At 49.1% G+C, this 17,271-nt stretch carries 10 protein-coding genes and 1 tRNA gene; all 11 read right to left on the bottom strand.

The window, feature by feature from the left end:
- Nucleotides 1–4: 4 nt before the first annotated feature.
- A complete protein-coding gene (locus BLW29_RS07995) occupies nucleotides 5–955 on the bottom strand; it encodes a carbohydrate ABC transporter permease (protein ID WP_090978036.1) in 951 nt (316 codons plus the stop codon).
- 16 nt (nucleotides 956–971) lie between these two features.
- Nucleotides 972–1,871, bottom strand: a complete 900-nt coding sequence (locus BLW29_RS07990; RefSeq protein ID WP_090978034.1) for a carbohydrate ABC transporter permease — start codon at nucleotides 1,869–1,871, stop codon at nucleotides 972–974.
- 2 nt (nucleotides 1,872–1,873) lie between these two features.
- Entirely contained in the window at nucleotides 1,874–4,480 is a 2,607-nt protein-coding gene (locus BLW29_RS07985) for a DUF5696 domain-containing protein (RefSeq protein ID WP_090978032.1), read from the bottom strand.
- Nucleotides 4,481–4,517: 37 nt separating this feature from the next.
- Nucleotides 4,518–6,584: a YIP1 family protein gene (locus BLW29_RS07980; RefSeq protein ID WP_256208441.1), complete on the bottom strand. Its 2,067-nt coding sequence runs from the start codon at nucleotides 6,582–6,584 to the stop codon at nucleotides 4,518–4,520.
- An 18-nt stretch (nucleotides 6,585–6,602) separates the two neighbouring features.
- Complete coding sequence (locus BLW29_RS07975) at nucleotides 6,603–7,475, bottom strand: carbohydrate ABC transporter permease (protein WP_090978030.1); 873 nt, start codon at nucleotides 7,473–7,475, stop codon at nucleotides 6,603–6,605.
- Between the two features lie 5 nt (nucleotides 7,476–7,480).
- Nucleotides 7,481–8,389, bottom strand: coding sequence for a carbohydrate ABC transporter permease (locus BLW29_RS07970; RefSeq protein ID WP_371264692.1), 909 nt, complete (start codon nucleotides 8,387–8,389; stop codon nucleotides 7,481–7,483).
- A 20-nt stretch (nucleotides 8,390–8,409) separates the two neighbouring features.
- Nucleotides 8,410–11,361 (bottom strand): extracellular solute-binding protein, encoded by a 2,952-nt coding sequence (locus BLW29_RS07965; protein WP_090978026.1) that lies wholly within the window; start codon nucleotides 11,359–11,361, stop codon nucleotides 8,410–8,412.
- Between the two features lie 105 nt (nucleotides 11,362–11,466).
- On the bottom strand, nucleotides 11,467–12,903 hold the full coding sequence (locus tag BLW29_RS07960; RefSeq protein WP_090978024.1) for an ABC transporter substrate-binding protein: 1,437 nt from the start codon (nucleotides 12,901–12,903) through the stop codon (nucleotides 11,467–11,469).
- A 456-nt stretch (nucleotides 12,904–13,359) separates the two neighbouring features.
- Nucleotides 13,360–13,446 (bottom strand) — tRNA-Leu (locus tag BLW29_RS07955).
- Nucleotides 13,447–13,538: 92 nt separating this feature from the next.
- Nucleotides 13,539–14,690 (bottom strand): SGNH/GDSL hydrolase family protein, encoded by a 1,152-nt coding sequence (locus tag BLW29_RS07950; RefSeq protein WP_177186534.1) that lies wholly within the window; start codon nucleotides 14,688–14,690, stop codon nucleotides 13,539–13,541.
- 54 nt (nucleotides 14,691–14,744) lie between these two features.
- Nucleotides 14,745–17,201, bottom strand: a complete 2,457-nt coding sequence (locus BLW29_RS07945; RefSeq protein ID WP_256208440.1) for a glycoside hydrolase family 27 protein — start codon at nucleotides 17,199–17,201, stop codon at nucleotides 14,745–14,747.
- Between the last annotated feature and the right edge of the window lie 70 nt (nucleotides 17,202–17,271).

Raw genomic sequence — 17,271 nt, 5'->3', positions numbered from 1 at the left:
TGGACTAGCCCGTAATCCCCGTCCGCTCTACGCTTTCTACAAAGTACCGCTGTACAAACAGATACATGGCAATAAGAGGCGCGATCGTCAATAGGACTCCGGTATTAAGCAGCATGGACGTATAGACAGGGTCCGGTTCCTTGATGCCAACCCCCATATCCATGAGGCTCGTAGACAGCACTTTCACTTGCTTCAGGAACAAACTGACGTAATAGCTGTCATTCCACTGCCAGACAAATGAGAATAGAAGCACGGTTACGATGGCTGGAATGGCGTTAGGCAGCATGATGCGGGAGAACGTGCGAAGCACCCCTGCGCCGTCAACCAATGCAGCTTCCTCGACTTCCTTCGGAATTCCTCTAAAGAACTGCCGGAAAATATAAATGTATAGCCCGTTCTTGAGTCCCATTGCCGTGCCGGCCGAAATAATAAACGGCCAGAAGGTATCGATTAGATTCAGTCCTTTCTTGCCTGTAAACAAGTGAATGAGACCAAACAGATCGAAGTACCGGTACGTCAAGTAGAGCGGAATCATGATCGTTTGCGGCGGCACCACAATGGTGAAGATGACAAGTGCGAATAAGATTTCGCTGCCTTTAAACTTCAGTCGTGCAAACGCATAAGCAGCCAGCGTACAGGACGCCATCTGGATGATGGTTGTGCTGGACGTGATGTAGAGCGTATTAAGGAATGAAGTCAAGTAATGCGCAGATTCCATGGCGATTTTGAAGTTATCCAGCGTAAAATGTCTTGGAATCCAGAGCACGGTCGGATCGTATATGTCGGCCTTGCTGCGAAATGCAATGGAAATTCGCAAGAATAGCGGAAACAAGATGACGAAACAAAAGCCGAGTATGAGGACGGCTCGTATCAATCTCCATACGAATCCTTTCGTCTTCTCCACCGGATTGTACCGTCTTACGAACAAATCGGCGTAAGCTGTAGGCGATTTCATAGACTCACCTCCCCATTTAGTCATAGTAGAACACTTTGCGTGAGATTAGACCGACTGAGACGGCCAGAATCAAGCCGACGCATAGGAAGAACACCCACGACATCGCGGCGCTAAGACCGAAATCGAATACTTTGAAGGCCGTTTCCGATATTAACAAGTTGATCTGATTGCTGCTAAAGGTATCCGTGATGGAATAGACCATGTTCGTTAGAATAAGCGGCGTAACCATCGGGAATGTAATTTTCCAGAAGCTCTCATACCCTGTCGCGCCTTCAATCTTAGAGGCCTCGTACAAGGATGGAGAAATCGACTGCAAGCCTGCTAAGAAAATAAGAATTTGCACGCCGGAGGAGCTGATAATCTCATAAATCCGATCTACCGCACCGGTAATATAATTCACGATGACCGGCGATAAGCCGGATTCGATCATCATTTTACTTAGCTCGAAGCTTTGCAGGGCATTCGATCCCCCTTCTCCTCCATTGCCAGCAGGAATCGCACCGCCGCCGACAAAACTGCTGATATCCAGATTCGCGATTGCGCTGGAAGCCAGAATAACGGGCAGGAAGAAGATCGCTCTGGCGAATGGACGGCCTACAAACTTCTGATTGAGCAGTACCGCTGCAAATAAACTGAAAATCAGGATGAGCGGAACGTTCACGACCATGTTCCCGAGCGATTCCGCCAAGGTTCGTGGGAAATCCGGATTGGAAGTGAACAGGCTCGTATAATTATCGAAGCCCTCGTACGTTACTTTAAAGCCTCCATCAACCATATCCAGTGAGCTTAAGCTGTAACGAAACGACTGAATCAGCGGCAATATGAACAGCAGGATCATACCGAACATAAGCGGCGATGCAAACAGAACACCGAACCATGCATTTTTCTGTTTTAGTGTCATTGGTTTCTTAAACATCGTCATTCACCGCCTAACCGGTAGCTTTCGGCGCCGATCTCCATGCCGTTCACCTGTACTGCCGTTTGATTGTAATTCACGATAATGGACATGCCGTTCTCGAACGTGGTCTCTACGACGCGATTGGCAAGTGTCCGATGACCCGTAATAATCTGATTGCGCACCTGTTTCAATATCGGGTTAGCCTCGTTGTATAATTGGGCCGCTTCATCGAACCAATCCGCATAATGGAGCGCGTACAGATCGTTATAAGCGGTATCTTTGACAACGGAGGATTCGTTATAGTACCAGGCGTAATAAATGTTTGAGCCGGTTTCCAGCGCTTTGAGCATCGAAACGCGCGGATTCTGATACTCATCCATATTGAACGGCGAACCTGCCAGGTCTACATAACCATGAAGAGCAATTTGATAGAACATGACATCTTCATCGGTAATGTTTAATCGATTGCTGGACGTAGGTGCATTTACGACGACGTTGGCATATGGAAGTGTATACGCATTGCCTCCGCTTACCATGATCTGACCGCTCTGCTGCTTCAGCTTGTCCGTTTCATGCAGGATCGTATTCCGTGCAGCTTGACGGTCAACTGATGCTTCCGGATCAAAGTCAGAATTCACTTCATTTCCCATATCCCGCAAGGATAAGCCCTTTATACCAAGCTTCTCATAATCGTCCATAAAGGCATCCACCGTATTCGGAAGCTTGTTCGGGGACAACTTGTAATGCGAGAATGAAGCGCTATCCTTCACGTACATGACCGGATTGTAATTATAGACGGCTGCACTGCGGCGATCAAGCAAATCCGCGCTGTCGGCTGCTCCCTTATATTTCTCTAAGAACGCCACATCCGGATACAAACCGATTCCATTCTGTTTCGTGTAATCGACCAGACGTTGAAGCCCATTCTTGCCTCCGAGTGCACCTTCAAGCTCGATATCCTTAGGAGAGCTGTGACGGATGCCATCATTAAACCAGCCTATATAGCGCAGTGCAATATCATCGATTCCCTGCGTTTTCAGCAGCTTGAGCATTTCGCCAGCCTCGTCATACGTCGTTAACGATTCCGTTGCCTTATAAGGGATGCCTAGGAATGACTTCTTCTTGCGGAACGCTCCATCAACCTCAAGGATGAACGGCGCGTTAGCCTTCTCTTCGAGCTTCTTCAGCTTATACTTGTCGGTCAAGTAATTCCGATAGACGCCTGCCATCCCTACATAATCAGCAGCACTGCCGGACAGGAAGCTGTACCTTACACGAAGATCCCCTTGATAAGGCCGCTGTTGGAACATGGGAACAGAACTGGTTTTGGTCCCGGAGCTGAGCGTATAATAGTCCATTGCGACAAATTGAAACTCGGAATTGACGCTATTATAACTATCATGTCTGCCGCTAATATCGGCAAGTACGCTGGATAACGCATCCCCATCCTCGATGATTCCCAGCAAAGCATGATCATTCTGCTTTAAGCCAAACACAGGCAATCGAACCGGCGAGCTGGTCACCACCTGCTCTTTCACATCAAACGTGCCATCCTCACCATAAACCGGCATGTTGAATGGTTCCGCGCTTAACTTCTTATTGTTCAGTTGTATCAATGCACCTGAACCATCCGGAACGAAAATATAACCTTGCTTCTTATTATCGGCCGCCCCGAAATGCTTAAGCACCTGAACGGATGCAAGCGGAAAGTCCGGACTGTAGCGGACATCCTTCGCAGCGATAGAGACAACGAATTGATTCGCGTCCAAGGAGAAAGTAATCGGAATCGTGAATGCCGCCTGTTCATCGGAAGCTTCCACTTCGGCGCCATTCTCTTGATTATCCTGAGCAGCATCTTCCTTCGTATATCCCGCCTGGGTCAGATAACCAGCAAGCTCCTGCTTCACGTTATCTTGCAAATTACGAACCTCGTAGACCTGCTTCTCCTGATTGAGACGGAACTTATACGTGACCTGCTTACGAGCTTCGTCATCCGGCAGCTTATCCAAGATGAACTTCTGGAACCGTTCCTTGCTGATCACCGTCGGAATATTATCGGTGCCGCCGGAATCTTGGCCGAACCGGTAGACGATGGTTATGCCGTTCTTCGCAGCTGTAATCTCGAACTGTTTCTTAAGGACGCTTTCATCATAGCTGTTGAATTGATAGACTTGGCCCTTCTCGTTATAATACTTAAGCAGCAGCTGCGACGATAGCTCCGATTGATAGAGTGGTGATGCAAGCGAATCCTTCTGATGACCGACTGGATTCGAGAACCAGACATAGCCATCGCGCTTGTCCTTTACTGCAATCTCTGCTGTTTCTTTATTGATGAACAAGGCAAGCGTTTCCGTCTCCGCTACCTGCTCCATTTGCTTAAGTGCATCCAGCTCTTCCGGAGTATTAATTGTTTGCACCATCGTATCTGAAGTCAGCTCCATAGAGGCAATCGAAACCTTGCCTTTGAGAGACTTGCCTTCACCAGAAGTTGCCGATGCCAATGCCGATGACGCGTCTCCCGCCAATCCGTTAGCCACTTTGTCCCCGTCGGCGTAATTGATAATGGCAGTGCCAGCTGCCAAGCATCCGCAGAGGGCAGCAATGACGACTTGCTTTTTATTGATCACAACCGTTCCCCTCCAAATAAACAAGATTCCTCGGCAATCATCGTACTCTAAACGAAAGTTCGTGATAGAGTGACATCATAAAGCTGATCATCTGCTGCAGCATACTGAAGAACAGAACGCCTAGGAACAACATGATCCCGATGACAACGAGCGTGAGCAGCATCGTTAGTACCGTTTTACCAGCCGAGTATTGATGAATCGTCATCGTCCCAACGAACAGCAAGGCGATGAACCAAACAATCGCTACGGTATCCAGCAAATAATAAAAGGAACTCTCATCTGCCGTGATGAACCTGCTGTACAGCGTTTGCGGCAAATAAATAATGACAAACGGCAGCAAGGAGTACCCGGTAGCCATTACTATTTCTTTGAATTTGCCTTCGCCATCCATGAGCGTTGTGAGCGACCAGTTTGCTACGCACCAGAGCAGGAACGGCAGTATGATGTATTTCAGTTCATTGATGCTGTTCAGTTCGGCGGGATTGTTGAAATTGACAACGAATCCGCTGTACTGTCGCTTCACGATGGTGAGCAACACGAGTAGAAACAAGATGAAGGCTGCAATCTTGACTCTTCCCTGTTTCTCAAACTTCATCTCCCAGAAGCCGTTAAACGGATGCAGCATCGTGTAGAACGGGTTCTTGAGCGGGCCGACTTCTTTATAATAGCCGCTCGCAGCCCTTCTTCTCATAAGCTTGATCATGGCATAAATGATTCCGATTGCAGCTGCTAGACTGAGAACAATGGTGCCGAAACGATCCATGACGATTTCCTTGCGGTAGCGTTTGAAGGCTTCGGAATAGTTCTCCCGATTGTTGCCAAGCTCGAAATACGTCATCGCTTCTTTGTTATCGCCTTGCTTTAGCAGAGATTTACCGATGCCGATGTACGCGACCTCGAAATTACTGTTTAGCTTCAGTACTTGCTTCCATGCGGTAGTAGATTGTTCCACTTTCCCGTTATAGAGCGAAGTAACCGCATCCCGTATTAATTGCCCATAACGCGTCGGCTCAAAAACAGTTAACCGATTGTTATCCTTATCCAGTACGATGACGCGATCGCCCTGCAACCCAATGGCCGAAGGGGTACGGAATTTCCCTTGCTCCGCGCCTAATCCGCCGAACATGTAGAGTAAATTTCCATCTTTGTCATACGAGAAAATACGTCCGCGTTTCGAATCCAGCGCGCTATACATGCCGCCGGCATCCTGCGTGACATCGACGAAGATCGAGCTGCCCGGGAAGCTTCCCACTTCCATCGTGCCGATATCCCCTTTAGGCGGAAAATATCCTTTGCTCCGCAAAATATCGACACCGGATGGGTTCAGCTTCTTAATCGGGCTGTCCGAGTTTTCTTCCACTGTTGTCGTATACATAAAACCGTCATCGTCAATGGCGATGTTGTTGAACTCCAGTGGTATAAACTGCTCCATTTGATCACGCTGTTTCTTAGTCGAGATACGCTTCCAGAACAAATCCATCGGACTGAATTTCACTCGATTCGTACCAATAAATCCACTGAATACGCCATCGGAATCAAATTCCATGATGCCTTCGTACGAACCGCGACTAATTAAGTACAGCCTTTCGGCTTTATCTACGACAAGTTTAATGGGAGTAAATTGAAACCCCTCACGAATCAAAGACGACTTCGGCTCGTTGATCTCTCGCACAAACTCACCATCGGCCGAAAGCTCTATAATTCGCCGATTCTGTGTATCTGCCACGAAGAGATGCCCTTTCGCATCCGCGAAAACTCCTTCGGGCTGATTGAAAGTATCTTTCTTGCCTGCATGATCAAATTCAGTAATGACGCGCTCTACGCCCAGCTTCTTGTCGAGTACGATTACACGGCTGTTGCCCGTATCTGCGATATAAATAGCGCCTGTACTCGATATGTACATATCCTGCGGCGAAACCATCGGTCCGATATTCAGATCCGGACCGTAAATGACTTCTGCGGCGCGGTATGGATCAGGCGCCGGCACCGCTTCCCCCCAATAGGAGTAGTTGTACCCATCCAATGAGGCAGCGGACGCAGGAGCGCATATACCGAGCATGAGCATAACCAGCATTAACGTTACGATCGTTCTTTTGGCTGTCAAAATCCGGCTCCCCCCTGCTTACTCTTTCAGCCCCGATGTAGACATCGTTTGAATGACTTTGCTTTGCGTAATGATGAATACCGCAATCGGAACAGACATCATGAGCAGCGTTACGGCTGCAACCGGACCCGTTCTTGCTATTCCCCCGCTCGCAATTTGTCCGAAGACGGCATCCACCGTACGAAGCTGTTCGCTGTAAATATATTTGTGGCTCGTTACGGATCCGTTCGTCCACAAGCTTTGTAGCGAGAAGATGATGAGCGTCATCCAAGCCGGTTTCACGATCGGCATGACGATTTGCCAGAATATCCGATATTCCGTCGCGCCGTCGATCTTCGCTGCCTCAATTAAAGCATCCGGAATCTGTTCCATAAACTGCTTCATCAAGTAAAGCCCCAGCGTGGAACCAAAGGCCGGGAGCAAGATCGCCCAATACGTATTGATCATCCCAAGCCAAGAGATCGTCATGTAGTTCGGAACCTGGGTTACGTAAGGCGTGAACATAAGCGACATCACGACAAGGCTGAACAGCGCATTCCGGAAAGGAAATTTTACTTTCGCAAGCGGATACGCTGCTGCCGAAGCAATAATGACATGCCCCGTCGTTCCCGTGATCGCGATAAAGAACGTATTAAATACATAGCGCGAGAACGGAACCCAAGAGTCAGCGAAGATGCCGACTAAATCCGTGAAGTTCTTCATCTCCGGATGACGAACGATAAATCTTGGCGGGAATGCGAAGATTTCGTCCAGCGGCATGAAAGCTCTGTTAATCGTATACACCAGTGGAGTTGCCATAAATGCCGCGACACCGGCCAGCAGAATAAAGAGTAGAATATCGACTGACCAGGAGCGATTAAGCCGTTTTCTCAATAGGAACTTCAATGCCATCGGACTTACTCACCTACTTTTTTGAGAAGCTTCTGCGTAATCAAGTTCGTTAACATCATAATCGCAAACAAGATCGTCGCGATTGCGGATGCGTAGCCCATCTGGAATCGGATGGTTCCATAATCGACCAAATGCGTAACGATCGTATGAGCGGCGTAATCCACACTCGGGAATCCGATCATATAGATTGAAATTTCGGCTACCGCAAATGCCGATGTAATCTGAATGACGGCACCGAACATCAATTGTGGTCGCATAGCCGGAAGCGTAATAAACCACAGCTCCTGCCACCGATTACGGATGCCGTCGATCGCTCCCGCTTCATACAAGGTCCGATCCACGTTCTGCAAACCGGCGATAAAAGCTAGGAACGATGTACCCAAGCTGAGCCACAATTGAACGGCCATTAGAATGGGAAGCATATACCGCGGATCCTGCAGCCATTGTATCGGCTCCAGAATGAAGCCCCACTTGATCAGAAACGAGTTCATGAAACCATAAGAATCACTGGAGAACAGCGTTTGCCAGATCAAATAGGTATTGCCTGCAATAGATGGGGCGTACAGAATGAGCGTCAGCACTGCACGCAGCTTAGGCGGTAATTCATTAATCAGCCATGCGAATATGAAGCAGGCCACATAACTGATCGGACCCGTAATAAAAGCGAATAAGAACGTGTTCTTGACTGCAATGAGAAACACATCATCCGCTACGAATAGCTGCGCGTAATTGTCCCAGCCTACAAAACGCGGAAATTCAAGCATATTGAAATACGTAAAGCTGAGAATGACGGACATAAATACCGGTATGACGGTAAACACAGTGAAAATCAGAAAATAGGGAGCCATCAAGACTAGGGCATGTTTGTTCTTGCGTAATTCCGTCTTGATATGGCTTAGTTTCTTTAACGTTATCGCACTAATTGGGAATCCCCTCACTTCTCATAGGGAAGATTGAATTCTTTTCTTCTGGCGTTGATCTCTTCGTTCATGTATCGAACGTAGAAGTCAATCGTTTCACGCGGATCTTCGCCTTGTACTACGACGCGGCGGAAGGCATTGTCAATGTTCCGGCCGGTCAAATAACCGCCAGGCACTTCAGGAATTCCCCGCGTCCATTCCATTTGTTCGAGCAGCGTGTTTAAATCTTGGACTGGCCATGAAAGCATCTTCAGCGCTTCGATATTAGCGGTAGGATAACGAGCTGATGTCCCTAAACGAACCTCCATCTCGCGGCCAAACGCCAATTGCGTCTCTTTGCCGGTCCACCATTTCATAAAGGCCCACGCCGATTCTTTGTCCTTCGTATGCTCGAACATGACAGCCGCCGTGCCTCCCGTACCGACATCGCGACGGATCGTTCCATCCGGCTTCTTCACTCCGGGAACAGGTGCAAATCCCCATAGTCCTTTAATTTCCGGCGCATACACCGAAAGCTTGTTATACATCGTATAGTCTACGATGCCGATTGGCATTTCCCCGGTACGGAAACGGTTCGCAAAATCGGTCTGGATCGGCAGCTTGTAATTCACGTACAAATCCGTCCATTTCTTGAACTGCTCAATAGCCGTTTCTTCGTCCAATCCCGTAGCCATGTCATGATTCTTATAGAACTGTCCATCATTCTGATAGAGCAGCATCGCAAACGTAGGACTTGGCGGAAGCGTAATGATATCCGTCGTGACGACGTCATTGCCTTGCGCGTTTAGCCCACGCTGCGGTAACCCGAATTGCAGGTTATGCTTCTGCAGCTCCGGAATAAGAGCATACACATCGTCCCATGTTTGCGGCACCTTCAGATGCAATTCATCTTCGATGATGTCTTTCCGGTAGAACAAGACAGGGAACGTCTGCTGCTCAGGCAGCCCATAATACCCCTTGTTGTACTCATACGGCACCATGACACTGCTCTTAAAGCGCTCAGTAACCTCACGGAAATCAGAGAATACGGACAAATCCTGGAGTGCATGACGTGTTGCAAAGTTGACAGGCACTTCGTTCCCGACCTGCAGTGCCACATCAGGACCTTTACCCGCAACAGTTGATGGAAGCAAAATATCCGCGGAAACCAACTTCAGGTTCACTTTTATTCCCGTGTCATGCGTAAAGTTGTCATCCACCAGTCGTTTCAGGATTTGCGCTTGGTCGCGTCCGGATGTCACCCATACGGTGATCACTTTATCCCCTGCGTCATTGCTGCTGAAATCATCATAGTTCTCATAGAACGAAGCAGCGAACGATGCAAGGCTTGATTTGAACTTCGCAAAGGTTGTCGCTTCCGGACTCGGGAGCTTCGCACCGGGTTCCGAAACGATTAAATAATCGATTGCAACCGGCTGTTCATTAATCATCAGCATCCATGTACCCAATGCCCCGACATTGCTTTTGAAAGCATCGATACGGCTAGGTACTGTATCCGGTCGATCTGCCATGTCTTTCAACTGATAGGCCAATGTATTCAATAGGGCTGAACGGTCGTTGCCTCCATCGTCAGGGCCTTGAATCATGCGGGCAATCGCATAGAGACGTTCGCTTTCCTCGCGGAATACGTTAGACATCTCAGGAATGCGCTTGTCCAGCGCATAATCGCGGAACTGATCCGGGACAACACCTGTAAAGCTGATCACCTTTCGATACATCGCGTTCAAGTTCAACACACTATTCTCTACGGTCCGCAGGACAGGCGCTAATTCGCCTAGTGTTACTTCAAGCCGGATGGTGTGTTTGCCCGCAGTCATATAGAATTGGTAAGGTTTATCGCTCTGCTTGCCCAGCACCTTCATCTGCCAATTACGGTCATACGCGAAACCGATTCGCTGGGCTTCCTTAAACGGAAGCACGCCGTCAATCGTAAGCGTGCGCAGAGCCGACATCGCAGTTAAATAGTTCTGCCGGTTCTTAAAAGCGATTTGATATAACCCATCCTTCTGAACTTCGACTTCCCATTCTATCCACTGTCCCGGCATGCGCCAGGTCCAGCCACCCATCGCATTATTACGCAGCTTCGATGCGTGGAAAGGCTCGACAGCCGGGCTTGAGCGGTCATTGTAAGGGAGGAGCATTGGCGTTGATTTCAGCGAAGAGGCTTCCCCTTGAATTTTCATAAATGAGCCTTCGACGGGTTTGTAGCCATTCTGCTTGTAAAGTTTCTCTAGTTCATCGTAGGCAATGGTCTTACTCGGCTTGGTTAATTTCAGATAATCGATGACCAGCGGTTCTTTGCTTGAGGTCAGCGTCAGCTCATGTTTCCCTTTGCTTAGATAAAACTGATACGGTTGCTCATAATATCCGCTTGCATCTTCAAACAGCGATTCCTGCCACATCGGCACCTCGATCTGCTTCGGCGCCAAATCATTGCCATTATCATCGCGGTCAAATACGGTTTTCTCATCTTTCCAGATACGACTGAAGACAAGACTTCTCGCTTCATTAAATGGCGTTTCCCCGTCAATCTTCAGACCTCTCTCGATGTCCGAATCTTTGCCCTTCACGGTGAAATATTTCATATCGATCTGGTACAAACCACTTTGCTCGATAGCTACGGACCATGAAATCGATCCTGTTTCTTCCGTTAGAACCATCTTCCCTTGTTCACCTTCGTAGTTCTCGACAATAGAAGCGTTCATCTCCGAAAACGTACTAAAGCTCTCAGCTTCAATCAGGATGTCTGACACTGGCTCAGGCGTGTCTGAGTACTTGGACAAATACTCATCGTAGCTGCCCTTCTTGAAGGAAGATGACAATTTCATTAAGCTTGCGCTGTCAAGCGGGCGATCTTCGGCGGAAGCCGTTCGATCGGCGCTGCCCCCTATCGTTGTAGCTGCTAAATAGATGACAGCAGATAAGATCACGAGTATCGAAATCAATTTGATATAGGATCGCTTCATAGTTCCCCTCACAAAAACGGACCCCCAAATCGCCTTACTGTTAAAAGCAAAGCCGATTTGAGGGTGTCCCGTTCAAATTACATGAAATATGCTAATTGGAGCTGGTTACTTTGAATCTGCTTGCAGCTTCTGGATACCGGCATCAAACTGATTTTTGATTTTCTCTACAGCCGTAGCAGGTGCTACTTTGCCTTCTGTAATATCCTTCAGCACGCTGTCAACCAGCTTGTCTGCATCCGGAACGGCGATGTAGCTGCCGCTGTAATCGATCTTGTCGTACATTTGCGTACGAGTATCAAGTCCTTCCGGCGTATATTGGTTTTTCCAGCTTTCTACCGCAAGCTCTTTGTTTTTACCGTGCAAGCTGATTTCGTCCATGATTTTCATAGCGATTTCAGGGTTCTTGGAGTATTTGGAAACCATGTACATGTTGCCGTAAGGTGTGTAGGACGTGTAATCAGAAGCGTTAGGCGCTTTCGGGAAGAAGACATAACCAAGCTCTGTATCTTTCATGTTGTCCTTCAAGCCGCCAAGCTCCCAGCTAAAGCCGCCATACATCACGCTCTTGCCAGCGATAAACGCTTTGTCATTGCCGTCCTTCGGAGCTGGCTGCAGGATCGACTTATCCACATTGTACATATCCGCTACTAGTTGAAGGCCTTGGATCGAGTTTGCGCTGTCCATCGAGAACTTCATGTTGCCGCTCTCGTCTTTATCGAAGGAGCCTTTATTGCCATAGACGAATTGCTCCGTACTTACCTTCATGTCCCCGATGTAACCGAACACGTCTGTTTTGCCATCGCCGTCTTGATCCTTAGTAGCCGCTTTAGCTAGCTCGCGGAATTTATCCCATGTCCAAGCGCCGCTCTTCTGCAATTCGTATGGATCTTCAACGCCAAGCTGTTGAACCAGCTTCTTATTATAGAAAATACCGTATGGAGAAGGAGGAGAATCAATGAATCCGTATTGTTTGCCTTGGAAGCTGCCGCCGTTCTTCATCCAAGCAATGTACTTGGAGTCGCTCATATCAAGCATGTCGTCGATTGGCAGGATGAAGTTCTTGTTTACGAGTCCCGGGAATGACCAGAACAGCTCAAGTACGACTACATCCGCGAACGGATCGCCTGCAAGCGAAGTCGTTGTCAGGTTCTCTACATATTTGCCGTAATCGCCGAACTTCACGAATTCGATCTTGCCGTTATATTTCTTCTCAGCTGCTTCGATTAAAGCGATTTGCTCGTCGTCTGCCGGAACACGGTCTTTCTCTTCCTTCAGACGCGGGTCAGCGCCGTCCCACCATAGACCAATCTTGATTGTTGCGCCTTTAAGATCGCCTGCACTCTCTGCAGGAGCAGTTTCAGTTGTGTTCGCGGCATTGGTTTCGTTCGTCGTTGCCGCCGTGTCTGTATTTGTTGCTCCTTCCGAAGCAGTGTTATTCGTTGTGTTAGTCGTATTGTTGTTAGCGCCACATCCTGCTACCGAAAAAGCTACCATCAATGCTGCTGCCGAGACCATCAAACTACGTTTGTTTCCATTACGCATTTTGTTTTGTCCTCCCCTTGGTTAGAAAAATGAATGTGCATCTAAACCCTTGCCAAGCTGCTGCTAAAGTATGGATTGCCTCCTTCCCGGATGCTCTGTTTGAGGTATACCCCGATTATATGAAATAGGTATAACCTGACATTTGGTTGCGTTTTCATTTTATGACTAATTTACAGAATTGTAAATAGTGAATATATCTTTTTATCAAATTTTTAATAGATTTTACAATTTAAAACTAGAAAGTGGCATAATTATGCAGGTTTCGTCAATAAAGATATACTCCATTTACAAGGGCTCAATTAGATATGGTATATAATCTGTATATACAAAAGGTTTATCTGATGGATAGGGAACCGGACAAAGAGGAAAAAGCATATCTTCGATTCGGTTTACGGCAACAAAAAAAGGGCTCAGTAAGCTCATTTGAGCTTACCGAAACCCTTGTTCGTTAAAAGTTGGTGCGGTCGAGAGGACTCGAACCTCCACGGTTGTTACACCACTAGAACCTGAATCTAGCGCGTCTGCCAATTCCGCCACGACCGCATCTGGCAGTTGTCGCTTCGCAAATCAGAAGCGGCGTTTATAAAAATACCACAATTGTTAAAGTGAAGTCAATATTTTCTTAACAAAAGGGATCAATGCTCGAGAAGCGCAAGCACGCGGAGCCAAGTCCCCGTGCTTCGCTCATCCTTTTGCGCTGCATTGCGCACCGTAATTCGCATCGTCTCCGCCTGTGATCGTTGTACCAGCTGAACCGGCACCGGCCGCTGAAATAGGGGGCACCACTCATCAAACGGATTCACGAGTTGGAACGGACCGCCATTGATGGCATATTCCAGCATGCCTGAATCCGGTCCGCAAATCAGCAGCAAACCCGCCCCCTGTCCGTTCACGTCGAAGCTGAAGGCTGCCTCCGGATCATCTGATGCCAGATGAGCGGCTGCATATCGCCAGTTGACCATATTGTCCGGCCTCTCTCGCTTCTGAAGCTGCTTCACATCGTAGACATCGGATAGGTCTTTCATAGCAGCCCTCTCATAAGAGGCTTCCAGCATAGGCGCCGGCAGGTTCTCCCTAATTTCATTCAAACTCCCGGCCGCGTGCTCCTCCATGGAAAGCTCCAGAAACGTAAGCAATAAATCCGCATAGAAAGCATAGCCCGCGTCATTGGGATGCGTTCGATCCGGCGCAAGCTGCTCCCATGTCCCTCCTCCTGCCCACAGCCAATCCCGTACTCTTCCAAAGAACGAGACAGATGGCAGACCGTAATGTGCAGCAACTTCTTCATGTGCGGCTATGAAGAAGGGTTCCTTCTCCCGCAAGTTGATCTCGTCCGCGGAATAGAGAACGACAATGTCAGCTTGAGGCGACAGGCTGAGGCACTGACGCACAATGCCTTCCATGCCTCGGATTGCCTCCGCTCTGCCTTCAGGCGTTCGTTCCCGGTGCTGGCTGTCATTCACCGCGAATTCCAGTAACAGCAGGTCAATTTCATGCTCCATCTTGACATGGGTATGAAAGCGATGCGCTCCGAGAGTGGAATTCGTCCCTCCTACCCCGGCGTTAATGAAGGTCCATTCAACCGAAGGATAGGCCGTTTGCAGATACTGCTCCGTGAGCGCCCGCCAGCTGGATTGATCGGGATCGGAAGCGCCGTAGCCTTCCGTTATCGATCCTCCGAGAAAGGCGACTGTAACGGGTTCGTTCAGACTCATTTTATTCCGGAAATGCGGCAAACCCTCACGCGCGGTGCAGTATTGATTGATGTCCAGCATGTTATTCATCATAAGACCTCCAACAGGGCAGGCTCTTCGCATTTGCGAAGAGCCGCCCGCTTCCTATTATGGCGTAACTCGGAGTGAATCCAGCAGCATATACGTACCCGTTTTCTTCACGGCCTTGAACGTGTGGCTGCCCGAAGTCAAACCTGTGATTTGATAGACGACTTGGTTCGTTAGCCGCGTCGCATTATACGTACTCACCGTTGCTTTGAAGACGTTGTCGATGTAAATGTCAACGTCGCCCTGCGCCGCTTCCTTCTCCGTGATGTACTCAATGCCTGTTCCCGTAAACGAGTACTGGACGTAATCGTTGTTCGTCTGCGTAAAATGGACGTCATTGTTGTAATCGCCGAAGCCTCGGTTTCCGTTCAACGACCATGCGCCGGAATAGGTAAGGCCGGCGTCCGTATTGTTGATTTGGATCTTATTGCCGATAACCTTGAATGCGTCAATCAGCATGTAAGTGCCTGATTTCTTCACTGCCTTGATGGTATGGCTTCCGCTCGTTAACCCAGCTATCCGATATACGCTCTGCTGCGCTACCCGGGTAGCATTATACGTACTCACAGTGCCCTTGAACACGTTATCGATATAAATATCGATATCTCCTTGCCCCGCTTCCTTCTCCGTCACGAGCTCGACACCGGTACCGTTAAACGTATACTGGACGTAGTTGTTATTCGTTGACGTGTAATGCACATCGTCCTGATAATCGCCGAAGCCTCTGCTGCCGTTATACGTCCACGAGCCGGAGTAGGTGATGGACGTATCCGTGTCGTTGACCGCGATGTCCGCGGGAACGCTGAACCGTATTTTGTCCAGGAGCATGTACGTGCCCGATTTCTTGACCGCTTTCAACGTATGCGAACCGTTCGTGAGTCCGCTAACCGCATACACGGTTTGCTGCAGCTGCCGGGTTGCGTTATACGTACTGACTGTCCCTTTAAACACATTATCCACGTAAATATCCATATTGCCTTGAGAGGAGTCCTTCTCTGTAATCAACTCCACGCCTGTTCCGTTAAACGTGTATTCAAAATAATCATTGTTCGTTTGTGTGAAATGAACATCATCTTGATAATCGCCGAGCCCGCGGTTATAGCTGCGCTGCCAGCTGCCCGTATACTTGACGCCTGTATCGTCGTCATTGGCTGTTACCGAGCCGCCTGCCGCTCTCACCTTCAACAGCCGCGAACCATGTGACGGCAGATTAACCGAGCTGTAGCCGGTGGTAAAGGATCCGAGATCGGTGTGCGTCCACAAGTCACGGACATTCGCCGCGCCGTTTAAGCCGATATCGGTCCAGTTCACGGTAACCGTTGCCGCCGCGCTGCCAAGGTTCACCAAACCAACCGTGTAAGTGCCGTCTCCGTTGTTGGCGTACCAAACCTGCTGATTTGTTGCCGTCGAGACTGGATGCGCCGGCCGGCCGGCCTGGTTAACGGCGATGACTTCATCATTCGTAAGCAAGCTGATTCCGAAGCTGTCCAGATTCGTCATATCGTTGCCGGTGTACAGCTGGGCAGAAGACATCGCCCACAACGTCATCGCTGTTCGCCGTTCATCTTGAGTCAAACCGTCCATTGCCCCATTGCCGACGTTCAGCGAATCGAAATCATTCCATCCCCCCGGGCCGGCATCCCGCCACCACGTCGCCGCATCCGGGAATAACCGGGCGATATTCGCCCATGTCGTCAACGCCGTATTCGTGCAATAGCACTCTACATCCCAGTCAACGCGCCAGCCATTCGCATACTGCTTCCAGGTATCGACGTAATTGTGGTCAAGGGCCCAGGACAGCTCGAACCAGATGCCGTGCGGAGCAAGCGCCTGCGACCAGGCGGCAACATCGCCGCGGGCATCGATGGTCGTATCGTTATGCCCGGAGCCCGGCGTCACGCTGTCGAATTTCAAGAAGTCCACGCCCCATGAATCGAGCAGATTGGCGATAGAGTCGATATACTTCTGCGCACATGGGTTCGAGAAGTCAATCTTGTAGCCGAGTCCCCAGTAATCTGCCGTCGTAAGCGGCAATACGGCAATGTCCTGCATCGAGCAGCCAGGCGCATTATAGATGGGCAGGTCGGCGTTGTAGGCTTGCGGCGCCAAACCCGGGATCATGTACAACCCGATTTTCTGGCCGTTGTTATGCACATAATCGATGACTTCGCTCAGACCGTTCGGATACAGGGTCGTGCTTGGTACGGGCCGGCCATAACCATCCATTCCGCCGTTCCAGCCGGCATCAATGTTGATATATTCGTAGCCGTGCGATTGAAGCGTCGTATGCATGGCATCCGATTGCGCTTTAATTTGCGCTGCCGTGATCCAAGATGAATTGCCGCTGTACACCTGCATGCTGTAACTGCTCCAGCCCATGTAGGGCTTAGCGCCAAGTCCATTGTTTGCTGCAAATGCCTTGTTTTCTCCGGGTGCAACCAAGCCAAGCTGTGCTGCGATCAACAAAACAACAATCACCCATAAGCGAAATGTTCTGCCTGCCCGAACCTGAACCACATCATTCATCCCCTTTTCATCATTGGAATTAGAAAAACCGGGCGCTTATGCATCGATAATGCGCCCGGTT

This window comes from Paenibacillus sp. CF384, from assembly GCF_900106745.1.
Classification (GTDB): domain Bacteria; phylum Bacillota; class Bacilli; order Paenibacillales; family Paenibacillaceae; genus Paenibacillus_Z.
This window is presented reverse-complemented; position numbering and strand designations above follow the sequence as displayed.